The sequence below is a fragment of the Streptomyces olivaceus genome, from assembly GCF_000721235.1.
In the GTDB taxonomy this organism is placed as follows: domain Bacteria; phylum Actinomycetota; class Actinomycetes; order Streptomycetales; family Streptomycetaceae; genus Streptomyces; species Streptomyces olivaceus.
In genome coordinates, this window is sequence record NZ_JOFH01000009.1 from 108,647 (window position 1) to 134,421 (window position 25,775).

22 protein-coding genes and 1 pseudogene are annotated in these 25,775 nt (G+C 77.1%); 8 read left to right on the forward strand and 15 right to left on the reverse strand.

What is annotated here, in order from left to right; genetic code table 11:
- The first annotated feature begins 156 nt into the window (after window positions 1-156).
- Genes IG94_RS0112350 through IG94_RS0112360 form a run of 3 tightly spaced genes read left to right on the forward strand, consistent with a single transcriptional unit; the run spans window position 157 to window position 1,774 of the window.
- Window positions 157-699: an RNA polymerase sigma factor gene (locus IG94_RS0112350; protein ID WP_031034606.1), complete on the forward strand. Its 543-nt coding sequence runs from the start codon at window positions 157-159 to the stop codon at window positions 697-699.
- A complete protein-coding gene (locus IG94_RS0112355; RefSeq protein WP_078892275.1) occupies window positions 690-1,436 on the forward strand; it encodes an Asp23/Gls24 family envelope stress response protein in 747 nt (248 codons plus the stop codon). Before IG94_RS0112350 ends, IG94_RS0112355 begins: the two co-directional genes overlap by 10 nt.
- Window positions 1,433-1,774 (forward strand): hypothetical protein, encoded by a 342-nt coding sequence (locus tag IG94_RS0112360; protein WP_031034612.1) that lies wholly within the window; start codon window positions 1,433-1,435, stop codon window positions 1,772-1,774. The genes IG94_RS0112355 and IG94_RS0112360 overlap by 4 nt, the downstream gene beginning before the upstream one ends.
- Window positions 1,775-1,881: 107 nt before the next feature.
- Here the strand turns inward: IG94_RS0112360 and IG94_RS0112365 are convergent, their stop codons facing one another.
- Complete coding sequence (locus IG94_RS0112365; protein ID WP_107060522.1) at window positions 1,882-5,409, reverse strand: WD40 repeat domain-containing protein; 3,528 nt, start codon at window positions 5,407-5,409, stop codon at window positions 1,882-1,884.
- A gap of 583 nt (window positions 5,410-5,992) precedes the next feature.
- On the opposite strand from IG94_RS0112365, the gene IG94_RS0112370 reads away from it, so the two are divergent.
- The 3 genes from IG94_RS0112370 to IG94_RS0112380 all read left to right on the forward strand — a co-directional run bounded on the left by IG94_RS0112370 (window position 5,993) and on the right by IG94_RS0112380 (window position 8,799).
- Window positions 5,993-7,321: a hypothetical protein gene (locus tag IG94_RS0112370; RefSeq protein ID WP_052410653.1), complete on the forward strand. Its 1,329-nt coding sequence runs from the start codon at window positions 5,993-5,995 to the stop codon at window positions 7,319-7,321.
- A gap of 51 nt (window positions 7,322-7,372) precedes the next feature.
- Complete coding sequence (locus IG94_RS0112375; protein ID WP_031034619.1) at window positions 7,373-8,377, forward strand: polysaccharide pyruvyl transferase family protein; 1,005 nt, start codon at window positions 7,373-7,375, stop codon at window positions 8,375-8,377.
- Between the two features lie 113 nt (window positions 8,378-8,490).
- Window positions 8,491-8,799 carry a DUF3040 domain-containing protein gene (locus tag IG94_RS0112380; protein WP_031034621.1) on the forward strand — a complete coding sequence of 103 codons (309 nt, stop codon included), beginning with the start codon at window positions 8,491-8,493 and terminating at the stop codon, window positions 8,797-8,799.
- Between the two features lie 44 nt (window positions 8,800-8,843).
- On the opposite strand, the gene IG94_RS0112385 is transcribed toward IG94_RS0112380, so the two are convergent.
- The 14 genes and pseudogenes from IG94_RS0112385 to IG94_RS0112450 all read right to left on the reverse strand — a co-directional run bounded on the left by IG94_RS0112385 (window position 8,844) and on the right by IG94_RS0112450 (window position 24,089).
- Window positions 8,844-9,740, reverse strand: coding sequence for a glycosyltransferase family 2 protein (locus IG94_RS0112385; protein ID WP_031034624.1), 897 nt, complete (start codon window positions 9,738-9,740; stop codon window positions 8,844-8,846).
- Window positions 9,737-10,717, reverse strand: a complete 981-nt coding sequence (locus IG94_RS0112390) for a glycosyltransferase family 2 protein (protein ID WP_078892276.1) — start codon at window positions 10,715-10,717, stop codon at window positions 9,737-9,739. The genes IG94_RS0112385 and IG94_RS0112390 overlap by 4 nt, the downstream gene beginning before the upstream one ends.
- Window positions 10,714-11,949, reverse strand: a complete 1,236-nt coding sequence (locus IG94_RS0112395; RefSeq protein WP_372459438.1) for a glycosyltransferase family 9 protein — start codon at window positions 11,947-11,949, stop codon at window positions 10,714-10,716. The genes IG94_RS0112390 and IG94_RS0112395 overlap by 4 nt, the downstream gene beginning before the upstream one ends.
- Window positions 11,946-13,334 carry a D-glycero-beta-D-manno-heptose 1-phosphate adenylyltransferase gene (gene rfaE2 / locus IG94_RS0112400; RefSeq protein ID WP_031034629.1) on the reverse strand — a complete coding sequence of 463 codons (1,389 nt, stop codon included), beginning with the start codon at window positions 13,332-13,334 and terminating at the stop codon, window positions 11,946-11,948. Before rfaE2 ends, IG94_RS0112395 begins: the two co-directional genes overlap by 4 nt.
- 170 nt (window positions 13,335-13,504) lie before the next feature.
- A pseudogene (locus IG94_RS0112405) lies at window positions 13,505-14,167 on the reverse strand (D-sedoheptulose-7-phosphate isomerase); the annotation flags it as partial.
- Entirely contained in the window at window positions 14,164-15,384 is a 1,221-nt protein-coding gene (locus IG94_RS0112410; RefSeq protein ID WP_031034633.1) for a glycosyltransferase, read from the reverse strand. The pseudogene IG94_RS0112405 and the gene IG94_RS0112410, both read right to left, overlap by 4 nt.
- Window positions 15,381-16,331: a glycosyltransferase gene (locus tag IG94_RS0112415; protein ID WP_031034635.1), complete on the reverse strand. Its 951-nt coding sequence runs from the start codon at window positions 16,329-16,331 to the stop codon at window positions 15,381-15,383. Before IG94_RS0112415 ends, IG94_RS0112410 begins: the two co-directional genes overlap by 4 nt.
- The gene (locus IG94_RS0112420; protein ID WP_031034639.1) at window positions 16,328-17,335 is read right to left on the reverse strand and encodes a glycosyltransferase family 9 protein; all 1,008 of its coding nucleotides are present in this window, start codon (window positions 17,333-17,335) and stop codon (window positions 16,328-16,330) included. Before IG94_RS0112420 ends, IG94_RS0112415 begins: the two co-directional genes overlap by 4 nt.
- On the reverse strand, window positions 17,332-18,072 hold the full coding sequence (locus tag IG94_RS0112425) for a D-glycero-alpha-D-manno-heptose-1,7-bisphosphate 7-phosphatase (protein ID WP_224326094.1): 741 nt from the start codon (window positions 18,070-18,072) through the stop codon (window positions 17,332-17,334). Before IG94_RS0112425 ends, IG94_RS0112420 begins: the two co-directional genes overlap by 4 nt.
- Before the next feature lie 77 nt (window positions 18,073-18,149).
- Window positions 18,150-19,184 (reverse strand): glycosyltransferase, encoded by a 1,035-nt coding sequence (locus IG94_RS0112430; protein ID WP_031034643.1) that lies wholly within the window; start codon window positions 19,182-19,184, stop codon window positions 18,150-18,152.
- Complete coding sequence (locus tag IG94_RS0112435) at window positions 19,181-20,821, reverse strand: carbamoyltransferase family protein (protein WP_031034646.1); 1,641 nt, start codon at window positions 20,819-20,821, stop codon at window positions 19,181-19,183. The genes IG94_RS0112430 and IG94_RS0112435 overlap by 4 nt, the downstream gene beginning before the upstream one ends.
- 130 nt (window positions 20,822-20,951) lie before the next feature.
- Complete coding sequence (locus tag IG94_RS0112440; RefSeq protein WP_037762681.1) at window positions 20,952-21,944, reverse strand: NAD-dependent epimerase/dehydratase family protein; 993 nt, start codon at window positions 21,942-21,944, stop codon at window positions 20,952-20,954.
- 268 nt (window positions 21,945-22,212) lie between these two features.
- Complete coding sequence (locus IG94_RS0112445) at window positions 22,213-23,451, reverse strand: MFS transporter (RefSeq protein WP_031034651.1); 1,239 nt, start codon at window positions 23,449-23,451, stop codon at window positions 22,213-22,215.
- Window positions 23,448-24,089, reverse strand: coding sequence for a GntR family transcriptional regulator (locus tag IG94_RS0112450; protein WP_031034654.1), 642 nt, complete (start codon window positions 24,087-24,089; stop codon window positions 23,448-23,450). Before IG94_RS0112450 ends, IG94_RS0112445 begins: the two co-directional genes overlap by 4 nt.
- Before the next feature lie 189 nt (window positions 24,090-24,278).
- On the opposite strand from IG94_RS0112450, the gene IG94_RS0112455 reads away from it, so the two are divergent.
- Together IG94_RS0112455 and IG94_RS0112460 are read left to right on the forward strand one after the other, a co-directional pair.
- Window positions 24,279-24,719: an SRPBCC family protein gene (locus IG94_RS0112455; protein WP_031034656.1), complete on the forward strand. Its 441-nt coding sequence runs from the start codon at window positions 24,279-24,281 to the stop codon at window positions 24,717-24,719.
- Window positions 24,720-24,804: 85 nt separating this feature from the next.
- Complete coding sequence (locus IG94_RS0112460) at window positions 24,805-25,680, forward strand: endonuclease/exonuclease/phosphatase family protein (RefSeq protein WP_031034658.1); 876 nt, start codon at window positions 24,805-24,807, stop codon at window positions 25,678-25,680.
- Window positions 25,681-25,775 lie beyond the last annotated feature (95 nt).

The following is a 25,775-nucleotide window of genomic DNA, read 5'->3' on the forward strand; positions in this document are numbered from 1 at the left end:
CGTTGGACACGGGTGGCGGTACGGCGTTACGCGGTTCCGGGGAATTTCTTTTCTCCCTGCCGGTTTCGGGCTCGCGCGTAACGCCGGGACCGGTCGGTGTGTCCAATCTGGGAGACCCACCCGTGGAAGCGACGGGGACGGCGGAAGGGAGTGCATGTGCCGGGGGACGACGGACTGCTCGCGGTGCGGGCGGCCGAGGGCGACGAGGACGCCTTCGAGGTGCTCGTGCGCCGGCACGCGCCGGGACTGCTGCGGCTGGCGGCGAGCATGCTGGGCAGCCCCTCGGAGGCGGAGGACGCGGTGCAGGACGCGTTCGTCAGCGCCTGGCGCAGGCTCCCGGAGTTCCGGGGGCAGTCGGCGTTCACCACGTGGATGCACCGCATCGTCGTGAACCGCTGCCTGAACATGCTGCGTTCCCGGCGCCCCGTGAGGGACCTCGACAGCGTGCCCGAGCCGGAGGCTCCGGACCACGTGGTCTCTCCCGCGCGGGCCGCCGAGTCGCACGCGGCCGCGGCGGCGCTGGGCCGGTCGCTGGCCGAGCTGTCTCCGGAGCAGCGGGTGTGCTGGGTGCTCAGAGAGCTGGAGGGCCAGTCGTACGAGACGATCGCGGAGACGGTCGGGGTCAGCCCGGAGGCTGCCCGTGGCCGGGTGTTCCGCGCACGACGCTCCCTGACGGAGGCGATGACCGCATGGCGATGAACACCGGCGCGGAGCTGCCCGGGCCCGGGACCGGGACCGGCGGCGCCGAGGAGCCCTCCGACGACGAACGGCTGGCCTGCGGGCGGCTGCTGTCCGAGGTGTGGGAGGCCCGGGAGGACGGGGCGGACGACGATCCGCACCTGCGTGAGTGCCCGTACTGCTCGGCTGCCGTGCGGCAGCTGGACCTGCTCGGTGCCGCGGTGCGCGAGGCGGGCGCCGGGCGGGAGCCCGAGTGGGACGCCGGGGCGCTGACCGAACGGGTCATGGACGTCGTCCGGCTCGAACTGCGGCCCGGCAGGCCGCTGCCCCTCGGGGAGCGCGAGGAGGACCTGTGGGTGCGGGAGGCGATGGCCGCCAAGGCGTTGCGGGCCGCCGCCGAGACCGTGCCGGGGGTGCGGGCCGGTTCGTGCCGGATCCGCCCCGCGGAGTCCGGCGGTTCGCCGGCGCGCGGTCCGGTGCGGGTGCGGCTGGAGGTCGTCGTACCGCTCACGCCGCCGCTGCGCGACCTCGCCGAGCGGATCCGGCAGCGGGTGCACGGGGCGGCGGACGAGGCGCTGGGGCTTCCGGTGGCCGACGTGGACGTGCACATCACCGACGTGACGGACCCGGCCGGGGCGGAGGAGGCACAGGGGCCGCGGGGAGCACGAGACACGCAAGGCGCGCAAGCCCCGCAGGGTGTGGAAAGTGCGCGAGGTGTGCAAGCCGCGCAGGACGCCGAAGAGGGGAACCAGCCGTGACCGCTGCCGCCGCCGGCCGTGACGCGCTCGCCGACACCGTCGCACGGGTCGCCGCCGACGTGCCGGGCGTCGCCTTCCTGCGACCCGGCCTCGCGGACCTGTTCCGCTCCTCCGTCCGCACCGGGCCACCGGCTGCGGGCGGGCGGCGGCAGCCCGCGGGGGTGCGGGTGAGCCGGGCCTCGGGTTCGGGGCCGTGGGAGGTGGACGTGCAGATCGTCGTCCGCCGCGACCACCGTGCCCTGACCGTCGCCCGCGCGGTGCGCGACGCCGTGACCGGCGCCCTGGCCGGGAAGGCCCCCGGCGTCCAGGTGACGGTGACCGTGGCCAACGCGGTGTGAGGGCCGGCGCGGTGTGCGGGCCGGCGCGGTGTGCGGGCCGGCGCGGTGTGACGGCCGGCGCGGGATGAAGGTTCACGCAGGGTGGCGGCGGCCGGAGGGCGGGATGGTCAGCACGTCGTCCGGTAGGGCAGCCGGGGCAGGAGTTCCCGCCAGCGGGCGGGGGTGAGGTCGCCGCCCGTGCGGGCGCAGACGTGCCGGAGCGTCCGCTCGGGGTCCAGGGTCCAGATCCTTGCGGTGAGGTCGTTGCCCGCCGAGGCCAGGGTCTCGCCGTCCGGCGCGAACGCGACCGAGGTGACCGTGTCCTGGTGGCCGGTCAGGGCGTCGCCGTAGGCCCCGGCGTGGGCGGGGTCTGCCACGTTCCACAGGCGCACCGCGTGGTCCTCGCCGCCGCTGGCGAGGGTGCGGCCGTCCGGGGCGAAGGACACGGAGGTGACGCCGCCGCGGTGACCGGTCAGCTCCTCGCCCAGGGGGCGGGCCCGACCGGGGTCGGTGACGTCCCAGAGCCGTACCGTGCGGTCCCGGCCGCCGGTGGCGAGGACGTGCCCCTCGGGCGCGAAGGCGACCGAGTTGACCCAGTCGCCGTGGGCGGTCAGGGGTGCGCCGAGGGCCCGGGGCCGGGCGCGGTCGCGTACGTCCCACAGCCGGGCCGTCTTGTCCTGGCTGCCGGTGGCGAGGGTGCCGCCGTCCGGGGCGAAGGCCACGGAGCCGACCCAGTCGGTGTGTCCGGTCAGGGGCGGGCCCGCGGGGCGTACGTCGTCCGGGCCGCGTACGTCCCACAGGCGCACCCGCCCGTCCGCGCCGCCGGTGGCGAGGGTCCTGCCGTCCGGGGCGAACGCCGCGGTGAGGACGCCGCCGGGGTGGGCATCCGGGAGGGTGGCGGCGGCCACCGGCCGGGCCGGGTCGGAGACGTCCCACAGCCGCAGGGCGCCGTCCTCGGCACCGGACGCGACGGTCTGCCCGTCCGGTGCGAAGGACACGGTCAGGACGGGGGCCTCGTGTCCGGACAGGGGGCGTGGCAGGGGGCGCGGGCGCCCGGGCCTGCGGACGTCCCAGAGCCGGACCAGCCCGTCGTCCGTGCTGGCGGCGGCCAGCAGTCCGCCCGTGGGGTCGTGGGCCACGGAGGTGACCGGGTTGGTGAAGTCGGTGAGGACGTTCTGCGGCAGGTGCCACAGGCGGACGCTGCGGTCGGCGCCGGTGGTGGCGAGGGTGCGCCCGTCGGGGCCGTAGGCGAGGTCCCACAGGCCCTCGGTGTGGCCGGTCAGCGGTTCGCCGATCCGGTGCGGGTAGGCGGGGTTGGCCACGTTCCACAGGATCACGGTGTCGTCCTGCGCGGCGCTGGCCAGTGTGTGTCCGTTCGGGCTGAACTCCACGGACCACACGGCGCCGGTGTGCCCGGTCAGCGGTTCGCCCAGCGGACGCAGGCCGCCGCCGGAGGCGTCCGGGCCGGGCACCTTCCACAGGCGCACCGTGTCGTCGTAGCCGGCGCTGGCGAGGGTGTCGCCGTCCGGGGAGAACGCCACCGACCAGACCGCCTCGTCGTGGGCGTGCCGGGGCTCGCCGAGCGGGGTCGGTCCGTCGGCGCGGTCGGCCCGCCACAGCCGCACGGTGCCGGTGTGGCCGGCGGTGGCCAGGGTGCGGCCGTCCGGCGCGAAGGCGACGTCCCGCACGCTGCGCGCGTCGGCGCGGGCGGGCTTGCCGAGGGGCGCGGGCGCGGCCGGGTCGCCGAGGTCCCACAGGCGCAGGGTGCCGTCCTCCCCGGAGGTGGCGAGGGCGTGGCCGTCGGGGGCGAAGGCCACGGCGCTGCCGATGTCGGCGTGGCCGGGCAGCCGGGTGGACAGCACGCGGCCCGCGTCCGCGGTGAGCGCGGTGCTCAGTGCGGGCGTCTCTCGCATGCCGAACGCGGCGACGTCGAGGCGGGCGGAGAGGGCGGCGTTGGTGTCGCGCAGCCGGTCGGCCTCGGCGGTGATCCGGCCGAAGACGGCCTCGTCCCGTTCGGTCCGCGCGGTGTCGCGCAGGCGCAGGGCGACGACGGCGGTGGCCGAGGCGAGCAGCACCAGCAGGGCGAGGGTGGCCGACAGGGCGCGCCGCCGCCGCACCGCGCGCCTGCGCCGGCCGACAGAGGCGGCGAGGAACGCGCGTTCCGGCGGGGTGAGTTCGTCGTCGCGCCGGTCGGCCGGGAAGGCGTCGCGGGCGGCGGCCAGGCGGGAGCCCGCGTAGAGCGCGGCGTTCTCCCGGCCGAGGTCCAGCCAGGTGCGGGCGGCCCCGGAGAGCGCCCGGTGGACGCGGAGCCGGTCGCGTTCGGCGTCGATCCAGCCGCGCAGGCGCGGCCAGGCGGTGATGAGGGCCTCGTGGGCGAGTTCGACGGTGCCGTCGTCGAGGGTGAGCAGCCGGGCCCCGACCAGCCGGTCCAGGACGGCGCGGGTGCCGTCCGGGTCGCCGAGGTCGAGTTCCGCGTGTTCGGCGGGGCGCCGGGTGTCGGGGGTGCCGTCGCCGGGGGCGACCAGCCGCAGCAGGACGAGGCGGGCCAGTTCGGCCTGGGGCGCGGTGAGTTCGCCGTACACCTCCTCGGCGGTGCGGACGACGGCGCCGCGCAGTCCGCCGGCCGTCTCGTAGGCGGACTCGGTCAGGGAACGGCCGGTGCGGTGGCGCCAGGTCTCCAGGAGCGCGTGCGACATCAGCGGCAGTCCGCCGGGCGCGTCCTCGACCTCGTCGAGGAGCCGTGCGGTCAGGGCGCGTTCGACGACCAGCCCCTCGGCGGCGGCCGGCCGGACGACCGCCTGGCGCAGCTCCTCGCGGCTCATCGGGCCGGCGAGCAGCGTCGCGTCCTGCAACGCGGCGGTGAGCGCGGGGTGTTCGGCGCAGCGCCCGAGGAAGTCGGCGCGTACGGCGACGACGACGCGCAGGGCGCTGCCGGGTGCGGCGGCGGTCAGGAGCCGGTCGACGAAGGCGTCCCGCTCGGCCGGGTCCGTGCAGAGGGTGTACAGCTCCTCGAACTGGTCGACGATCAGCCAGGTGTCCGCGCCGGGCGCGGCGTCCGGTACGGGGTCCAACCGGCCGGCGTGGGTGCGCAGCGGGGTGGCGCCGGGGGTGAGGACGCGTACGGCCGCGGGGGCCGCGGGTGCGCCGGGGCCGGTGTCCGGGGTGCGCAGGCGCGGGATCAGACCGGCCCGCAGCAGGGAGGACTTGCCGCTGCCCGAGGGGCCGAAGACGGCGGTGAAGCGGTGTGCGCGGGTGAGTCCGGCCAGCCGGTCGACCAGGGCGTCGCGGCCGAAGAAGAGGGCGGCGTCGTCCGGTTCGTAGCGCGTCAGGCCCCGGTAGGGCGGCCGTCCCTCCTGGTCGGCGGTGGCGAGGGCGGCGGCCTCGGCGCTCGCCTCCCGCCAGCGTCGTTCCCACTCCTGCGGGTCGCCGCCGCAGACGCCGACGTAGGCGAGGGTCACCGCGAGGGTGGGCAGTTGCCGTCCGGCGGCCGCCTGCGACAGGGCGGTCACCGAGAAGGGGACCTTGTCCGCCATCGTCCGGTACGTCGGGCGTCCCACCGACTCGCGCAGGGTGCGGAGTTCGGCGGCGAACCGCTGCACCGGTCCGGCGGCGGGGTCGAGTCCCCGCTCCCGGCGTCCCACTCCGCCTGTGCCCACGCGCCCCCGCCCCCGCCGTCGCTCCCGGTCCCCGTCCGGGCGCCCACGGTAGGGAGGCGCGGGTGGGGGGCGGCAAGCGGAGGGCGGGCCGCCGCCGGGTGGCACACGCGGAGTTCACCCCTTCTTCACTCCGGTTCCGCAACGGGGCGGTCCGCACGGCGCCCGCCGCGGCGGCCGTCGGGAGGTGCCGGGCCGTTCCGCATTGTTCAGTGGCGGTCCCGGGCTGCTGAACAACGGTCCCGCGCGGTGCAATCGGTGCTCCGGGGGAGTGCGGGGCGGCGTGGTGCCGGGCCCGTTCCGGCGTCGCGCCTCCCCGCGCCCGTAAGTCACGAGGAAGCCCGCAGCGGGGCGAACGCCGGGAGGCGTAGGGATGACGCGGCCGCCGTACGAGCACGGGGAGCAAGACGGACACGGGGAACAAGAGGGACAGGGGAGGCATGAGGACGGGGGGCCGGAGGCTCCCGGAACCGGGCCTCCGGGACCCGACGGGTACGAGGAACCCGACGACCCCGGTGGGTGGAATCCCGGACCGGGGTACGGGCGGCCCGCGCCGCCGGAGCCGCGCGAGCCCGACCCGCTCGCCGTGGCCGTCGGCAACGCCTCGCTGCTCGGCATCGGCTACCTGATCCTCGGCCGTCGCCGGCTGTTCTGGTCCGCCGCGGCGGTCACCGCGGTCCTGCTGTGGCTGACGTACGGCACCGCCGCGACGTGGGCCGAACTGCTCCTGGTGCTGTGGTGGGCGGCGGTCGTCGCGCACGGCCTGCGGCTGGCGCGGCGGCACCCGGCGGCGGGCCCCCGCCGCGGGCAGCGGGTGCTGGCGCTCGCGCTGACCGTGCCGGTCCTGGCGGCCGCCGGGTGGGTGCGTTTCGACGCGTACGGCATCGAGGACGCCGTCGCCGGCGCCCGCGCGGACGGCGACTGCGGCGCCGCCGTGGACGCCCAGGACGGGGTGGAGTTCCGGCACCGGCTGCTCGCCGCGCCGGTGGCCGCCCGGGGCGACACGGTGGTCGGGGCGTGCGAGCGGCTGGACACGGCCGGGAGCTATCTCAGCAGCGGGCTGACCGGCGACCTGGACGCGCTGGAGACCGGCTTCGGACGGCTCGGCGCGGTTCTCGGCGAGCCCGGCAACGAGCGCACCGTCGAGGCCGTCCTGACGGACTTCCTCGGGCAGCTGCCCACCGAGGACGGCTGCCTGAGCGTCGGCATCGCGGACTGGCTGCGGGACCGCGAGGACGGGCCGAAGGCCCTGACCGGCCCCGCGGCGGCCACCGCGGCCCGGACGGCCCCGGGGGCGCTGGTGGAGTGCGGCGACTCGCTCATGGCGGACAGGCGGTGGGCGGACGCGCGCGCCCGCTACCAGCGGCTGCTCGACGACCACCCGGACGACCGCCGCGCGGACGACGCCCGCGAGGGCGTCCGGAAGGCGGGCCTCGCGATCGAACTGGACCGGGTCGAGGACCTGGTCAGGGCGGCGGACGGCATGGGCTCCGGATACTGCCGGAAACCGGCGAAGTACTCCGCGGCCCCGGCCTACCGCAAGGGCAGGAGCGGCGTGGTGTTCGCCGGTGACACCGAGTACACGGACAAGCTGCCCGGGGAGTGGCGGGCCGGCACATCCCGTGCCGCGCTGGTGGTGTGCGCGGACGAGGCGGGGGCGGGGGACGTCATCGAGACGTGCCAGTACCGGGACCACGACGGCCGGATCGGCAGTGTCCGGTTCAACAAGCTGTCGGTGCGGGTCAAGGCGTACGCGCTGCGGACCGGCAGGCTGATGACCGACCGCACGGTGCAGATGGGCGGCGAGAGCTGCCCCGGGATCCTGCGGTACTTCGGCGAGCTGCCGTCGCGGATGGCCGCCACGCCCTCGGACGGGGACGTGCGGGACGCCTTCGGACCGGTGATCGGACGCTGACCGCGCGGGTGCCGCGCCCGGGGCGGTTGCCGGGCCGCCGCCGGGGCACCCATGAGCATGGCCCACGGACGGGACAGGATCCTGGTCACCGGCTGGTTCAGCCTCCTGCACGGGGAGGCGACCGCCGGCGACGTGCTGGCACTGGCCCGGGTGGAAGAGGTGCTGCGGGGCGCGGGGCTCGCGTACGACGTCGTGTGGAGCCCCGGGTTCCGGGCGGACGGCACGCACTTCGCGGACGTGGACCCGGCGGCGTACTCCCGGCTGCTGTTCGTGTGCGGGCCGGTGCACGGGCCGCAGGTCGAGGAGTTGCACCGGCGGTTCGCGCACTGTGTGCGGATCGCCGTCGGCGTCTCGGTCGTCGACCCCGCCTCGCCGGCCGTCACCGGCTTCGACCGCGTACTCGCCCGCGACGGCGCCGGGGCCGGACCGGGCCTGGACCTGGCGGCGCGCGCGCCGCGGCTGCCGGGCGTACCCGTCGTCGGGGTGGTGCTCACCCACGGGCAGCACGAGTACGGGGGCAGGCGGCGGCACGCCGAGGTGGCCGCGGGACTGACCCGCTGGCTGGCCGGCAAGGACTGCGCCCGGCTGGAGCTGGAGACGCGGCTCGACGCCCGCGACTGGCGGCTGTGCGGCACCCCGGCCCAGCTGGAGTCGGTCCTGGGCCGCCTCGACCTGGTCGTCACCGACCGGCTGCACGGCCTGGTCCTCGCGCTGCGGTCCGGTACCCCGGCGCTGGTGGTGGACCCCGTCGCCGGCGGCGCGAAGGTGACGGCCCAGGCACGGGCCTGCGGCTGGCCGGCCCTGGTGGCGGCCGAGGCGGTGGCGCGGGACCCGGGCCCGGCGGGCGGGGAGCCCGGTGGCAGGGAGTCCGGGGGCAGGGAGTTCGGGGGCGGCGGGTCCGGGGGTGGGGAGTTGGAGCGCTGGTGGCGGTGGTGCCTGGGCGAGGGGCGGGACGCGGCGGCGCGGATCGGTGCCGGGTTCCGGGCGGCCGACGCGGTGGCGGACGCGGCGGACGGGCTCGTGGCGGCACTGGGGGCGGCGCGCGGGGCCGGTTGACGGACGGGAGCGGGAACGCGGGGGGCCCGGAAGCGACTCGCGGCCGGGCCGGTTGGGGTACGGGGCGGGCGGGCACTCGGGCTGCCGGTGGTTCGCTCCCGGGAGGAGACATCGTGTCCATCGGCCGGCTCCCCGATCACGAGCAACGCATACTCGACGAGGTCGAGCGCGCGCTGCGCCGCGACCGTCGGCTCGACCGGCGCCTGCGCACGCTGCGGCTCGCCCGCCGCCCCGATCTCACCCGCGTCGCGGCCTACCGCCCGCGCACCCCGACCGTGCTCCTGCTGCTCGCCCTCGCGGTGGCCCTGATGGTGGCCGGCATCGTCACGTCCGAGCCCGGCGTGCTCTGGTCCTTCGCCGCGGTGTGGCCCGTGACGCTGTTCGCGGTGTTCCGGCTGCTGTGCCGGTGGACGGAGGGGTAGGGCCCGCCCGACGGGCCCCAGCGGTCCGGGGGGGGGAGGCGGGGTCAGCCGGTGTAGCTGCGGGCCGTCGAGGCGCGCTGGGCGGGTTCCAGCGAGCGCAGCCGGGCCTCGACCTCCGGCGGCAGGACCCGGCGTTCCCGCAGCACCCACGGCAGGGCGGCCGTCGCCTGGGCGAAGGCGCGCAGGGACGCGGTGTCGCGGGGGACGGTACGGGCCAGGTGGAGGGTGCGGCGCAGGGCGGGACCGGCGGGCCGGCGCAGCCAGGTGAACCACAGGGTGTTGCGGATGCCCTGCGCCCGCCGCACCGTCGCGTCCCGCACCCGGGACGGCCGGTGATGGACGGTCAGATGGTCGGCGTACGTCAGCCACCAGCCGTTCGCCGCGAGGTCGGCGGCGAGCAGCTCCTCCTCCCCGCCCAGCCACAGCCGGGGGTGGAAGCCGCCCGCGGCCCGGAAGGCGTCGGTGCGCAGCACGGTCGCGGCGGCGAGGAAGGAACCGAGGGCCGGCCCAGGGAGCCAGTCGGGGCGGGGTACGGGCGAGTCGCGCAGTTCCCGGACGATCGGATCCTCGGTGCCGCCCGGCTCGACCAGGATGCGGGCGGTGACCGTGCCGACGGCCGGGTGGCGGTCGAGCAGGTCGGCGGCCGCGGCCAGGGAGCCCGGCGCCCACCAGGAGTCGTCGTCGCAGAAGGCGACGTAGGGCGTGCGGACGTGCCGGATCGCGAGGTTGCGGCCCACGGCGCCGAGGTTCCGGCCGGGGCGCAGGAGCCGTACGCGCGGGTGGCGGCGGGCGACGGCGTCGGCCGTGCCGTCGGTGGAGGCGTTGTCGGTGACGATCACCCGGGGCCGTTCGGGGAGTTCGGCCAGGCGGTCCAGGGTGTGCAGGAGTTCGGGGCACCGGTTGTGGGTGATGACGACGACGGTGGTCCGGGTGTCGGTCATGACGCGGCCCCGTCGGGAGCCGCCGCGGCCGGACCGGCTCCGGCGGCTCCCGCGGCTGGCGCGGCCTCGTCGAGGAGACGGGCGGCTCGTTCCACGTGCGGGGGCAGGGTCCTGCGGGCGCGCAGGGCGGCGGGCAGCCGGAGCAGTGTCTCGCGCAGGGCCTGCCGGGCGGACGGGGTGCGGCGCGCCTCGGCGGCGAGGGCGCGGGTACGGGAGAGCGCGTGCGGGAGGGGGCGGCGCAGCCAGGCGGTGAGGAGTTCGTTGCGGCGTACGACGGCGGACCGGCCGGTGCGGGGGGCCGGTGCGGGGTGGTGGTGGGCGGTCACGTCGGGGCAGTGCGCGACGCCCCAGCCGCGGGCGGCGAGGTCGTAGGCGAGCAGGGTCTCCTCTGCGCCGAAGAAGAGCAGCGGGTGGTAGCCCCCGGCGTCGAGGTAGGCCTCGCGGCGGGCGACGGCGGCGCAGCCGAGGAAGCCGAGCACCTGGGTGCCGGGGAGGTCGGTGGCCGTGCCGAGCGGGGAGCCGGCGAGCAGGTCGTTGAGGGGGTCCGCGGCGTCGCCGGGGCCGACGAGGGTGCGGGCGGCGAGCAGGCCGAGGCGGGGGTGCCGCTCGAAGTGCCGGGCGGCGGCGGACAGGGCGCCGGGCGCCCACCAGGAGTCGTCGTCGCTGAACGCCACGTACGGGGTGCGGAGCGCGCGGACGCCGTGGGTGCGGGCGAGGGCGCCCCGGTTGGCCGGCAGCGCGAGGACCCGGACCTGGGGGAAGTCGCGGGCCAGCATGGCGCGGGTGTCGTCGGTGGAGGCGTTGTCGACGACGAGGACCTCGGGCCGCTCGGGCAGGGCGAGCAGGTTCCGCACGGTCACGGCGAGGCTCGCGCAGCGGTCGCGGGTGGCGATGACGACGCCGACGGGGGCGGGTCCGACGGGCTCGGGGCGGGTTCGGTCTCGGAGGGTCGCCGTGCCGTGCACACCGTGGTTCATGGTGCCTCTTCCGGGGCGTCGGGCGGGTCGGGTGCGTCCAGTGCGTGGAGTGCGTCGAGGACCTCGTCGGCGGGGATCCGCAGCAGCGCGGGGTCGGTCTCGTGGCCGTGCGGGTCGCCGTCGGGGCCCGGGTGCCACAGGGCGCGGTGCCGGGTGCCGGGCGGCGGGCCCCAGCGGCTCGGCGGTACGGGGCCGAAGAGGGTGACGGAGGGGGTGCCGTGGGCGACGGCGAGGTGGGCGATGCCGGTGTCGCCGCTGACGACGGCGCGGGCGTCGGCGACCAGGGCGGAGAGCCGTTCGTAGGGCAGGCCGCCGCCGAAGACGTCCGTGTCGGGCAGGTGCGCGCGCTTGGCCAGCCGCGCCACCAGGTCCCCCTCGTCCGCTCCCCCGGTGACGACGACCCGGCGTCCGCGGGCGCGCAGCGCCTCGGCGACGGCCGCGTACCGGTCCACGGGCCAGCACCGGGAGGGGGCGCCGGCGCCGGGGTGCAGGACGACGGCGCCGGGGGCGGGCGACGGGCCGCCGGGGTGCGGCAGCCGCAGGTCGGCGGGGTCGGCCGCGATGCCGTACGCGCGCAGCAGCCGGCACCACCGGTCGCGCTCGTGCTCCTGCGGGTACCAGGGCGGCCCCTCGACCTCGGGCGTCCCGGGGTGCGCGAACGCCAGCAGCCTCCGCGGGCGCAGGCCGGCCAGGAGGCGGTGGCTGGGCGGGCCGTTGCCGTGCAGGTCGACGGCGACGTCCGGGGGCGGCCCGGTCCAGTCCAGGGTGCGCGGGACGGCACGGCCGGGCTCGGCGGCGGGCAGGACCCGGTCGACGGCGCCGGTCGCGGCGGCGACGGGGGCCAGCTCTGCGGGTCCGGCCAGCACCAGTTCGTACGCGGGGTAGGCCCGCCGCAGCGCCCGCAGGGCGGGCACCCCGGCCAGCAGGTCGCCGAGCCCGAGCGCCCGCAGCACGAGCACCCGGCCGGCTCCGCGGGCGCCGGTACCGCCCTTGCCGTCCGTGTCCCTCGCGTCCCTCGTGACCCTGGCGTCAACCGGGTCCCTCGCGTCGCCGCCCGCCGGGCGGTCCGGGTCCGCGGGCGCCGGCGGATGCACCGGGTCGCCCGTCGCCGGGCCGCCCGCGTACGGGGGCCGACCGGCCACCGTGCCCCGTCCGGCGCGCGGGTCGCCTCCGGTGCGCGGGCCCCCTCCGCCGTGCGAGTCACCTCCGCCGTGCGGGGCGCCGGCGCTCATCGCGCCCCCTCCGCGGCGCGGGCCAGCAGGGCCGTGGAGGAGTGGCCGTCGAGGTAGGGCAGGAGGACCGCCTGGCCGCCCCATTCCTGGAGGAGGACGGCCTCGGGCAGGTCGGCGCCCGCGTAGTCGCCGCCCTTGACCCAGACGTCGGGGCGCAGGTCGCCGAGGAGGCGTTCGGGGGTGTCCTCGTCGAAGACGGCGACCGCGTCGACGCAGGCGAGGGCGCGCAGCACGCGGACCCGGTCGGCCAGGGAGTTGACGGGGCGTCCGTCGCCCTTGCGGCGCCGGACGGAGGCGTCGGAGTTGACGCAGACGACCAGGCAGTCGCCGAGCCGCCGGGCGGCCTGAAGGAGGCCCACGTGCCCGGCGTGCAGCAGGTCGAAGCAGCCGCCCGCGGCGACCACGGTGCCGTGCTCGGCGCGGACCCGGGCGGTCAGGGCGCGCGGGTCGTCGGTGTCGGGCGGCGGCGCGGCCGACGGGCCGGACTCGGCGGGGGGCAGGGCGCCGGCACCGCCCGCGGCGACGAACGTGGTCGCGGCGCCCACCGCGCCCTCGACGGCCTCCCCCACCAGCGCCCCGTCGGCGAGCAGTCCGGCGGCGGTGGCGGCGAAGCGGTCCCCCGCGCCGCAGGAGTCGCCGTGGTGCGCGGCGGGCGCGGGGACGAGCAGCGGGTGCTCGCCGTAGGAGAGGAGGGCGCCGCGCGCACCGAGGGTCACGGCCACCGCGGCCGCCCGCCAGTCGCGGACCAGGGCGGCGGCGTCGAGCGCGGCGGCGCGCAGCCCTCCGGACGGCCGCCCGGCCTGCGCGGCGAAGGCGTGCGCCTCCTTCTCGGCGGGCGTCACCAGCCGGGTGCCGGGGACCGGCGGGCCCCCGCGCGGGTGCGGGTCCCAGACCAGCGGCGGGCGTTCGGCGAGCACGTCGCGCAGGGCGTCGGCCGCTCCCCGGCCGTAGTCGGAGACCAGGACGGCCCGCGCGGAGCGCAGCGCGGCGCGGGCCTCGTCGGTGGCGTCCGCGGCCCGGCCGACGCCCCGGTCCAGGCGGACGACGGGCCGGTCCCGGGCCAGGACGCGGGTCTTCTCGGGCAGTTCGCCGGTGAGCGGCAGCGCGATCAACCGCACCCACGGCGCGAGGAGTTCGCGCAGGGCGGCGCCGGCCGGGCCGTCGTCCACGCCGGTGATCAGCGTGACGTCGCGGCCGTCGCGGGCGGCGAGGTACGCGGTGAGGGCGGCGCCACCGGGTCGCAGGCGTTCCGCGCACTCGGAGACGACCGGGACCGGCGCGTCCGGCGCGAGCCGGTCGGCGGAGCCGGTGAGGTCGCGGTCGAGAAGCGCGTCGCCGACCACGACGAGCGGCGCCCGGCCTTCCGTCCGCCGCCGCCCGGTCATCGCCGCGTCCCCTTGCCTCGGGCACCGTCGCCTCGGGCGCCGTTGGCGGGAACGCCCTCGTCCCGTACGCCGTTCCCCCGGGCGCCGTCACCGGGTGCGCCCTTGCCTCGTACGCCGTCACGGGCGCCGTTGGCGGCCGCGCCGTCCCGCCGTACGCCGTTCTGGCGCGCACCGCCCGCTCGTGCGCCGTTCTGGCGGGCGCCGTTGCCTCGTGCCGCGCCCGTGCCCGCTGCCGCGCCCGCTTCTGTACCTGCACCTGGCGACCGGGCCAGGGCCGTGTCGAAGGCCGCGCAGATCATGTGGACGGCGACCAGGTGGATCTCCTGGACGGTGGCCGTCGAGGGGGCGTCCACGCACAGCGACTCGTCGCTGCCCGCCATGAGCGGGTTGGGTGCGCAGCCGGTGAGTGCCCAGACCCGGACCCCGGCGGCCCGTGCGGCGTCCGCGGCGGACAGCAGGTTGGCGCTGGCGCCGCTGGTGGACAGCAGCATCAGGACGTCGCCGGCGCGGCCGTGGGCGCGGACCTGGCGGGCGAACACCTCGTCGACGCCGTAGTCGTTGGCGATGGCGGTGGTGCTGGAGGTGTCGGCGTGCAGCGCGATCGCGGAGAAGGGCGGGCGGTCGTCGCGGTAGCGGCCGACGAGTTCGGCGGTCAGGTGCTGGGCCTGGGCGGCGCTGCCGCCGTTGCCCGCGGCGAGCAGCCGGCCGCCGCCGCCCAGCACGGCCGCGAGCCGCTCGCCCCAGCCCTCGGTGATGTGCGCGGAGGCGCGGAACGCCCCCAGCGCGTCCTGGAGTTCGTCGCAGTGCCCGACGGCGGGCGGGTGCACGGTCATGAGGCCACCTCCGTCGATACCCGGTGGTCGGCGAGGGTCAGGCGGTAGACCTGTTCGGCGCCGTCGGCGACCCGCGCCCAGGTGTAGTGCCGCAGGACGCGGGCGCGGCCGTTCCTGCCGTAGTGGCGGCGCAGCCGTTCGTCGGCGAGGAGTTCGCGGGCGGCGTCCGCGACGGCTCCGGGGTCCTGCGGGGTGACCAGGCGGCCGGTGTCGCCGTCGGCCACGGAGTCGCGGTGGCCGCCGACGTCGGTGGCGAGGACGGGGACGCCGCACGCCATCGCCTCCAGCGGCACGATGCCGAACGGCTCGTAGACCGGCGTGCACAGCACCAGGTCGGCGCTGCGCATCAGCGCGGGCATGTCGTCCGGGTGGACGGCGCCCAGGAGCCGGACCCGGTCGGCGACGCCGGTGCGGTGGGCGAGGGCGAGCAGGCGCCGGGCCTCGGGTTCGGCCTCCACGGCACCGGCGGGCGGACCGCCCGCGACCAGGAGTTCGGCGTCGGGGATGTGGGCGAGGGCGCGGATGGCCTGGTCGTAGCCCTTGCGGGGCACGAGCCGCCCGCAGGACAGCAGCCGGTACCGGTGGCGCCGTTCGGGGATGCGGCCGGTGTCGGCGGCGGGGTGGAAGTGCTCGGCGTCCACGCCGCAGGGCACGATGGAGACCTGGCGGGCGGGGACGCCCATGTCGCCGAGTTCCACGACCTCGTCGGTGCAGGTGGCCAGGACGCGTGCGCAGCCGCGGCCGAGCTGCCGTTCGATGCCGATGCGCTCGTACGGGCTGGTGTCCCGCATGCCCTGGTGGCGCCGCTTGACGGTGCCGAGGGCGTGGAAGGTCTGCACGAGGGGGATGCCGTGCGGGCGGACGCCGATCCGGGAGGCCATGCCGGACATCCAGAAGTGGGCGTGCACCACGTGGGGCTGCTCCCGGGCGAAGGCGCGGGCCAGGTGGGCGCCGAATGCGGGCATGTGCGGGAGGAGTTCGTCCTTGGGGACGGAGCGGGGCGGCCCGGCCGCGACGTGCTCGACGACCGCGCCGCCGGGCAGCGCCGCCCGGTCGGGCAGGTGGGCGGCGTCGCGGCGCGTGTAGACCGTGACATCGTGGCCGCGGTCTGCCAACTCCTCGGTGAGACGGGCCACGTAGACGTTCTGTCCGCCGGCATCGACGCCGCCGAGTGCGGCGAGGGGGCTGGCGTGCTCGGACACCATGGCGATCCTCATCGGGTCACCTCCTTGAGCAGCCGCTCCCAGTCGTCCAGGAAGCGGGGCAGCCCGTAGCGGGCCAGGGCCGCCGCGCGGGCTTCGTCGCCGACCGCCCGCGCGTGCGGCGGGTCGGCGAGGAAGTCGCGTACGGCGTCGGTCAGTACGTCGATGCGGTTGGAGACCACACCGGCGCCCGGGGGCACGGCCTCGGTCACCTCGGTGGTGGCGAGGGCGACCACGGGCATGCCCAGGTGCATGGCCTCCAGCAGGGACAGGCCGAGGGACGTCCAGCGGACGGGGTGGACGTAGACGCGGCGGCGGGCCAGTTCGGTGTGCAGGTCGCGCTGCGGGACGTCCCGCGTGCGGCAGCGGCCGGGGTCGACGCCGATGTGCTCGGCGAGTCCCTCGGTGCGCATGCCGAAGACGTCGAGCGGGGCGGCCCGCGCGAAGGCGGGGAGCAGGTCCGTGCCGGTCGTCCGGCCGCGCCTGACCGGTTCGTTGACGACGACGGCGGCGCGGTCCAGTTCGCCGCCGTAGCGGTGGCCGGGGTCGACGATGCCGTGTTCGACGACGGCGGTCGGGGCCGGACCGGCGTCCCACATCAGCCGGTTGAAGTGGGTGACGTGGACGAGCGTGACGCCGGGGAGGTCCGCGGCGGGGTGGCGGGTGCGGGGCACGTCGCCGTCGGGGGCGTTGTGCTCCAGGTACACCAGTGGGGGGCGGCGGCCCAGCCAGCGGTCCACGAGGCCGAGTTCGTGCGGGCGCTGGAGGATCACGAGGTCGATGTCCTCGTCCCGCAGCCGCTCGGGCGGTACTTCGACGACGGAGTCGGGCCAGTCCCAGGTGCGGGCGCGGCCGAGGCCGTCGGGCCCGCGGTCCGGGGTGACGGGCACGAGGTAGGTGTGCGGGCCCTGCACGAAGGCCGTGGTCCACGACCCGTGCACGTGCCAGATCAGGATCCTCATGTCTCCCCCATCGGCTTCTCGGCGGCCATCAGTTTCCCGACGGCGGCGGCCACGTCGGTGGCCGTGACGGTGTTGAGGCAGGGGTGCCCGGGGACGGGGCAGTCGCGGGCCCTGCTGCCGGCGCAGGGCGCGTCCTGGTCGCCCAGCAGGACGTAGGGGACGCCGTAGGGCCGCCAGCGCTCGGCGGGTACGACGGGGGCGAACAGGGAGACGACGGGGGTGCCGACGGCGGCGGCGAGGTGGGCGGGCGCGGTGTTGCCGGTGACGACGACGGCGGCGCCCGCGAGGACGCCGGCCAGTGCGGGGGCGTCGGTGCGGCCGCCGAGGTCGGTGCCGTGCGCGCCGGCGACCCGCGCGGTGAGGTCCCGCTCACCGGGACCGCCGGTGACCAGCACCCGGTGTCCGGCGGCGGCGAGTTCGCGCACGGCCTCGGCGGCGCGCCCGGGGCTCCAGGCGCGGGCGGGGACGCTGGCGCCGGGGTGGAGGACGACGTAGGGGCCGGGTCCGGTGAGCGCGTCGGCGGGCGGCGGCGGGTGCACGCGCAGCCGCCCGTCGTCGGCCGCGGGGAACCCGGCCGCCCCGGCGAGGTCGAGGGCGGCCTCGGCCTCGTGGGCGTGCGGGGCGCGCCGGTGGCGCAGGTCGAGGAGGGAGCCGGGGTAGTCCACGCTGTCCGCGGCGATGTACCGGACGCCGGCCAGGCGCAGGACCAGGGCGGTGGGCAGCGGGGACTGGTGGAAGGAGGTGAGGATCAGCGCCGTGTCGGCGTCGATGCGGCCGGCCAGGGCGTCGAGGTCCGCGCGGCTCACGTCGGGCGGGTCGAAGCCGCCCCACGGGGCGTCCCACACCAGGACCTCGTCGACGCCGGGCAGCAGCCGGGCGGCGGGGGCGCCGCGGCTGCCGCACAGGAGGGTGACGTGGTCGGCGCGGGCGGCGACGGCGCGCACGGCGGGCCCGGCGAGCAGGACGTCCCCGAAGCTGTCGAGCCGGGTGACGAGCGCCTTCATGACGGCCTCCGGCACGGGTCGGGGGCTCCACCGGACGGTGCGGGAGCCGTGGTCGCGGGCCGCTGACCGGAACAGGCACCACCGTCGTGCGGGGCGTCCGGCGCCGGGCCGTCGGGCGCCGGGCCGTCGGGCGCCGGGCCGTCGGGCGCCGGGCCGTCGGGCGCCGGGCCGTCGAGGGCCGGGCCGTCGGGGGCCGGGCCGTCCGGCGCCGGATCGTCGAGCAGCGACCGTACGGCGGTCAGGAGGTCCGGGGCGGTGTGGGCGGCGGCCTCGGTCTCCTCGGGGCGGGTGCGGGCGTTGGGGACGAGGATGCCGTGGGCGCCCGCACGGGCGGCGGCCTCCGTGTCGGCGCCGATGTCGCCGACGACCACGCAGTCGGCGGGGTCGGTGCAGACGCGGCCGGCGGCCCACAGGACCAGGCCGGGCTGCGGCTTGCGGCAGTGGCAGCCGTCGTCGGGGCCGTGCGGGCAGATCGCCCAGACGTCGAAGGGGCCGAGGAGGTCGTCGATGCGCCGGTTGACGCGCCGGACGTCGGTGCCGCTGATCAGACCGCGGGCGACGCCGGACTGGTTGGTGACGACGCCGACGCGGATGTCCCGGGCACGCAGCAGGGCCACCGCCTCGCGGGCGCCCTCGACGGGCCGGACCCGCTCGGGGTCGCCGTTGTAGGGGACGTCGTGGACGAGGGTGCCGTCGCGGTCGAAGAGGACGGCCTTGACGGGACCGACGGGCCTCACGGGACTGCCGGAGCTGAGGGGACTGCCAGGGCTGACGGGACCGACAGGACCGACGGGACCGACGGGCTTGGCGGGGCTCATGCGGTCACCTCCCCCCAGGCGCGGGCGCTCCGGTGGCGCCAGAGGCCGCTGACCCGGTGCCAGGTGGCAACCGGCGGGATGAGCGCGCTGGTGACCAGCATGGTCGTGACCTCGTGCCGGGTGCGCGGCCCGGGCGCGATGCGGGCCCAGGCGAATTCGGCGGTGCCCGCGGCCCAGCCGGCCCCGGCGAGGGCGGCGGCCCGGGGGCGTCCGGCGGCGGCGAGGACGAGGGCGGCGGCGCCGGCCGCGGTGATCGCCGCGTGGCGCCGGATACGGCCCCGGGGCGCGACCGCCTTGGCCCACCAGTCCGGTCCGTGGAGCCGCCGCATCAGGGCGTCGTCGGCGTTGCCGCGCTGCTGCCTCAGGGACACCCAGCGGGCGGCGGGGCGTACCGGATGGCGGGTGGTGCGGCGGCCCCGCCGGATGCGCCAGCCGGCGTCCAGGACGCGCAGCGCGAGGTCGGCGTCCTCGCGGAAGGCGCGGGTGAAGCGTTCGTCGAATCCGGCGACCCGTTTCAGCACGTCGGTGCGGTAGGCCATGTCGGCGGTGATCCACCGGGCCTGCGCGAGCCCCGCGGTGCCGCGCTCCCAGTCGGTGGGGCGGCGCTCCCCCGGCAGCGGAACGGCGATCACGCCCTGCACGGCCCCGGTGTCGGGGGCCGCCTCGGCGAGGTCCTGGATCAGCTGGTCGCACCAGTGCGGGCCGACCTGGACGTCGTCGTCGAGGAACGCGGTCCACGGCGAGGTGACCGCCCGGATGCCGGTGTTCCGGGCGGCGGCGGGGCCGCGTCCCCCGCTGCGCAGCACCACCGTGCGCTCGCGCAGGTCGCCGAGGACGGTCAGGGCGTGCTCCAGCGCACCGGAGCCGGCGTCGGGCCCGGGCCGGTCGTCGACGAGCACGATCTCGTCCGGGGCGGGGCCGGTCGCGGCGGCGAGCGCGGCCAGGCAGTCCGCCAGCGTGTCGCGTACGAGGGTGGGGACGACGACGGCGTAGCCGGTCCTGGTGCCGCCGGTCCCGGGGGTGGCGCTCACGCGAACATCCGTCCCCGGCGCACCGCGAAGGGGCCGATGGCCAGCAGGTCCACGGGGGCCGAGCCGAAGCACTCCAGGGCGTCGCGCGGGTCGTCGACCATGGGCCGGCCGGCGGTGTTGAGGCTGGTGTTGACGACGACGGGCAGCCCGGTACGGCGTTCGAAGGCGGCCAGCATCCGGGCGACGAGCGGCTCGCGGCGCTCCTCGACGGTCTGGATGCGGGCGGTGCCGTCGACGTGGACGACGGCCGGGATACGGTCGCGCCAGGCGGCGGCGACGTCGTGCACGAAGAGCATGTACGGGCTCGGGACGGGCCCGGTGAAGAGGTCGGGGGCGCGGTCGGCGAGCACCATGGGCGCGACGGGCCGGAACTCCTCGCGGCCCTTGACGTGGTTGAGGCGTTCGAGGTTCTCCGCGCGGCCGGGGTGGGCCATCAGGGAGCGGTGCCCGAGCGCGCGCGGCCCGAACTCGCTGCGGCCCTGGAACCAGGCCACGACGCCGTCCCGGGCGAGTTCCTCGGCGACGGTCTCGGCGATGTCGTCCGGTTCCTCGTAGGGGATCGCGGCCGTCTCCAGCCAGGCGCGGATCTCGTCGTCGCTCCAGCCGCGGCCGAGGTCGGCGCCGGACATCGGCTCGGGAGCGGCGCCCTCCTGCGCGGCGGCCACATGCAGGGCGCCGCCGAGGGCGGTGCCGGCGTCACCGGCGGCGGGCTGCACCCACACGTGCCGGTACGGGCCGCGCGCGGCGATCTTCGAGTTGGCGACGCAGTTGAGCGCGACACCGCCCGCCATGGTGAGGGCCTCTCCCCCGGCCTCGCCGTGCAGCCAGTGGACGAGTTCGAGGAGCAGCTCCTCCAGGACGGCCTGGGTGCTCGCGGCCAGGTCCGCGTGGTCCCGCGTCCAGTCCTCACCCTTGGCGCGGGGCGGCGCCAGGGCCGCCCAGTCGACGCCGTGGGCGCGGAAGCCGCCGTCGCCGGTGGCGTGGACGTACTCGCGCAGCCGGTCGAGGTGGCGGGGGGTGCCGTAGGAGGCGAGGGCCATCACCTTGTACTCGTCGCTGCTGCGCAGGAAACCGAGGTGCGCGGTCAGGTCCTCGTAGACGAGGCCGAGCGAGTGCGGCAGGGCCTGGGTGGCGAGGGTGTCCAGCTTGCCGTCGCGGTAGCGGCCGGCCAGGTGGGAGGCGGACTCGCCGCGTCCGTCGAGGACGAGGACGTCGTTGTCGGGGTGGGGCGAGGCCGGTCCGGCGGAGGCGGCGTGCGCGACGTGGTGCGGGACGAAGACGACCCGGTCGGGGTCGAGTCCGGGCAGCGCCTCGGCCAGGAACTCGGGGGCCCGGCGGGCGTACTCGAGGCGCAGCGGGTCCCAGGGGTCGTCGAGGCCCATGGCGCGGGCGGGCCGGGCGAGCTTGGGGTCGAAGGAGTAGGCGACGGCGTCCAGCTCCTCGGGCCGCACCCCGGCGTGCTCCAGGCACCAGCGTGCCGACAGCTCCGGCACCTCCCAGGCGGAGAAGGGCACCGGGCGCTTGCCGTGCTTGCGCCGGCTGAAGCGTTCCTCCTCTGCGGCCGCGACCGTCCGGCCGTCGACGACGAGGGCGGCGGCCGGGTCGTGGAACAGTGCGTTGATCCCAAGGATGCGCATGAGGTGGGCTCCTCTCTCGACGTCGCGGGTGCCGCGGCCCGGCTGCCTCAAACGCTTGAAGACTGCCTACTTCCCGACAAGGGGCCAATTGTCACTTCACATGACAACATCATCCGTTTTGTCGGCGGAGTCAGGCGGCGACGGCGTGCGCGAACCAGCCGATGGTCCGCTCCAGCCCCTCGTTCCAGCCCACCTCGGGCCGCCAGCCCAGCCGCTCCCGGGCCAGCGCGGTGTCGGGCCTGCGCCGGGCCGGGTCGTCGACGGGGCGTTCGACGAAGCGGATGCGGGAGCCGGAGCCGGTCAGCTCGACGATCCGGCGGGCCAGTTCCAGCATGGTGATCTCGTCGCCGCCGCCGATGTTCACGGGCCCGCTCTCGCCGGACGCGGCGAGCGCCAGGACGCCCCGCACGGTGTCGTCGACGTAGCACAGGGAGCGGGTCTGGCCGCCGTCCCCGGCGACGGTGAGCGGCATACCGTCCAGGGCCTGCGCGATGAAGGTGGGCACCGCGCGGCCGTCGCCGGTGCGCATGCGGGGGCCGTAGGTGTTGAAGATGCGGACGATGGCGGCGTCGGTTCCGTGCACCTGGCGGTCGGCGGTGACCAGGGCCTCGGCGAAGCGCTTGGACTCGTCGTACACGCTGCGCGGGCCGACCGGGTTGACGTTGCCCCAGTAGCTCTCGCGCTGCGGGTGCTCCAGCGGGTCGCCGTAGACCTCGGAGGTGGAGGCGAGCAGGAAGCGGGCGCCGTCGGCGTGCGCGCGCTCCAGGGCGTTGCGGGTGCCGGTGCTGCCCACGTCGAGGGTCTCCAGGGGCAGCCGGAGGTAGTCGACGGGTGAGGCGGGGCAGGCGAAGTGCAGGACGAGGTCGAACCGGCCGGGCAGGCCGCGCAGCGCCCGCGTGTCGGTGGCGTCGGCCCGGACGAACCGGAATCCGCGCCGCCGCTCCAGGTCGGCCACGTTGGCCCGGGAGCCGGTGGCCAGGTTGTCGAGGCAGACGACGTCGGTGCCGGCGTCGAGCAGACGGCCGCACAGGTGGGAACCCACGAATCCGGCTCCGCCGGTCACCAGGGCCCGGCGCCAGGCGCCTGCGGTCACGGGGCGCATGCCCTCGGGGCTCTCGTTCACGGGGCCCTCCTCACTCTCGCCGTCGGGTGCGTGTCGGCTGAGTAACCCGGCGAGCACCTCCCCTACCCCGAACACCCATTCGAGGCCGCGACCGGGCGGCCCCTGCCGGGCGGCCCCTGTCGGGCGGCCTCTGCCGGGCGGCCCCTGCCAAGCGACTCCTGCCGGCCGACCCCTGCCGGGCGACCCCCGCCGGCCGACTCCCGCCGGGCGGCCACGACCGGTCGCTGCCGCCGTACGGCCACGACCGGTCGCTGCCGCCGTACGGCGCTCAGCGCGTGGGCAGGTGCCGTCGGTACGAGCGCAGGACGAGCCAGCCGCAGGCCGCGGCCATGGCGGTGACCGCCACGAGGAGCAGGGGAACCGGCGGGCCGCCGTGACCGGCGAGCGCGGCGAGGACCGTCGGGAGCAGGAAGCCGCTGTAGGCGATCGCGTAGAACACTCCGGTGAGCCCCGCCAGGTCGGCCGGGCCGGCGATCCGCTGGACCTCCAGGACTCCGGACACCATGCCGACGCCCATGCCCGAGCCGGAGACAGCGGCGGCCAGGATGCCCAGGACCCAGGACTGCGTCTGGCCGGCCGCCGCCACCAGCGCGATCCCGGCCGTGATGACCGCGAGGCCGACCAGGAGGCCGCGGGCGCTGTCGCGCGAGTCGAGGCGCTTCGCCCAGGGCTGGACGAGCGCCGAGGCGCCGAGGGCCACGGCGGTGAGCAGCGTCGCGTAGGCGATGCCGAGCCCGGAGGTGGTGGGCGCCAGCAGGACCGGCAGATAGCCGTACCCGAGGGCGGCCGAGGCGAAGATCCAGGGCGCCACGACGACCACGACGCGGGTGAAGCGCCGGTGCCCGGCGGCCGGGACCCGCAGCTGGTTGACCAGCGGACCGGGCACTCCCCCGGTCAGGCCCGTCTCGGGTGCGCGCAGCACGAGCCACGCGAGCGGCAGCGTGAGGAGGATGTGGAGGGCGAACGGCAGCTGCTCGGGCCAGGGCCCCCACTGGGCTATCAGCCCGGCGACGACGGCTCCGGTGGCCGACCCCAGGGAGAAGGACAGGGCCGCGCGGCGCGCTCCCGCACCGGAGTCGGCGCGGAGGTCGTAGGGCGGCTGGGAGAGCTCCTTCAGCCAGCTGGTGCCGACGCAGGTGGCCGTCCCGACCGCGACGCCGGCCAGGAAGCGTCCCAGGCAGATCACCAGCGGTCCGGCCTCGCCGAAGGCCAGCGCCGCGCTGGTGGCGACGGCGGCGAGGACGCCGGCGAACATCAGCGGACGCCGGCCGTACCGGTCGCTCAGCGCGCCGCTGAGCAGGAACGCGGGCACGAGCCCGAGTACGTAGACGCCGAGGAAGCCGTTGACCGCGGTCGTGGAGTAGTGCTGCCGCTCTTGGTAGAGCAGCAGCAGCGGGCTGAACTGGTTGCCGGCCCAGGTGCTGAAGAACATGACGGCGAACACCGACGCCCAGGGCCGGGCCCGGGTGGGGGCCGGCGCCGGGGACGGCGCCACCGCCGCGGTCACAGCAGCCCCCGGTGGCGGGCGAGGTGGCGGTCCAGCACCGCGCCGTACCCGGCCGCGTCGTGCGCGCCCAGGCGGGCGGCCAGCTCGCGGTGGTCGCCGAGCGCCTCCGCCTGCGCGAGATCGGTACTGGTCAGCACCACGTGGGCGAGGCGGAGCTGCCGGTCGCGCAGCAGATCGAAGAAGTGCACGGCGATCGGGTTGCCGGCCAGGCCGATCACCGCGGCGTGGAAGTCCGCGTCCGCCTCGACGAAGGCCCCGACGTCTCCCACGGCCATGGCCGCTTCCTGGCGCCGCAGCGAACCGCTCAGGGCCGCCGCCACCTCGACCGGGTCAGGCCGGCGCGCGGCGACCCGCACGGCGGCGGTGCGCTCCAGGGCGTCGCGCATCTCCAGGACGTCGGCGGCCTCACTCGGCGGAATCGGGGACACGGTGGCGCCCTGCCGCGAGGAGAGCCTGATGAGCCGCTCGGCCTCCAACCGCAGGAAGGCCTCGTGCACGGGCGTCCGGCTCAGTTGCAGTTCGCCGCAGATCTGGCCTTCGCTGAGCCGGTCTCCTCCCGCGAGATCACCCCGGATGATCCGGTGTTTGGTGTGCGTGTAGGCGCGCTCCGCCGCGGTCTGGGTGGTCTTGAGTGGCATGTGCGGCAGCGTAGCGGATGCATGCATCGTTGCATGCATGAGGGATCCCCCTTCCGCCGCCCTGTCCGCTCGCCGACCGCCACCGGCCGTCCGCGGTCGGTCGCCCGCGGTCGGTCGTCCGCCGCCCGCCGTCGGCGACACGGGTCCGTGCCTGACCCCCCGGTCCGCCGTGGTGCCTACGATCGTCCGGTGGCCACCTTCTCGCTCGAACGCACCGCCCCGCTCCCCCTGGACGAGGCCTGGCGCCGCCTCACCCGCTGGGAGCGGCACGGCGACACCGTGCCGCTGACCCGGGTCTTCGCCGAGCCGCCGGGGCCGTCCGGTCCGGGCACGGTGGTCGTGGCCCGCACGGGCGCCGGTCCGCTCGCCTTCGACGACCGCATGGAGGTGACCGTCTGGCGGCCGCCGCTGGACGACGCCCCCGGTCTGTGCCGGCTGGAGAAGCGCGGCCGGGTCGTGCGCGGCTGGGCCGAGATCGAGGTGCGTCCCGGGCCCGGCGGCCGCGCGCGCGTCGAGTGGCGCGAGGAGCTGGACGTCCGGCTGCTGCCCGCCGCCTTCGACGGCGTCCTCGGGCGCTCGGGGCGGTACGTCTTCGGACGCACCGTCAACCACCTGCTCCGGCAGCCGTGAACGACGGGTTGCGGGCCGGGCAACCGTCGGGGACGGAGTCGCGCCGCACACCTGTGTGCGGCCGTTTTCCGCGTACCGTGCCGGCATGTCTGCCAGAGCGCGCGTCCTCGTGCAACTGTCCGTCGCCGTAGCCCTGTTGACCCTCGTCGCGGCGGCACCGCCCGCCTTCGCGGACCGGGGCTCCGCGGTTCCGCTCCGCATCGCCACGTACAACATCCACGCCGGTACCGGTGCGGACGGCGTCTTCGACCTCGACCGGCAGACCACCGCGCTGCGCGCCCTGGACGCCGACGTGATCGGCCTCCAGGAGGTCGACGTGCACTGGGGCGCGCGCAGCGGGGACCTGGACGTCGCCGGGGAGCTGGCGCGGCGGCTGGGCATGCGGGTGTCGTTCGCGCCGATCTACAGCCTCGACCCGGTGACGGCGCAGGGCCCGCGGCGCGAGTACGGCGTGGCGGTGCTGTCCCGCTTCCCCGTCCGCGCGGCGGCGAACCACGAGATCACGCGCCTGTCCACGCAGGACGAGGACCCGGTGCCGGCGCCGGCGCCCGGGTTCGGCGAGGTGACGCTCAAGGTGCGGGGCGTGCCGGTGCAGGTCTTCGTGACGCATCTCGACTACCGGGCGGACCCGGCGGTCCGGGTCGCGCAGGTCGCCGACACCCGCCGGATCATGGCGTGGGAGCGGGCGGCCCGGCCGGGGGCGCGCCAGGTCCTGCTGGGCGACTTCAACGCCGAGCCGTCGGCGCCGGAACTGGGACCGCTGTGGAGGGAACTGCGCGACGCCGCGGCGGGCGCCCCGGGCACCTATCCGGCCGCGGACCCCGTGAAGCGGATCGACTACGTCGCCGTGGGGCGGGGCGTGCGGGTGCGCGGCGTGTCGGTGCCCGAGGAGGCCGTCGCCTCGGACCACCGCCCGGTGGTCGCGGAGCTGGCCCTGGCGCGGGGTGCCGGTCGGCGGTAGCAGGCGCCGGCCCGGGGCACGTCCGGCACGTCCGGCTCCGCGGTGGCCAACGCCGGTCCATGGCGCCGGTCCACGGCCGGCCCACGCCCGCCCGG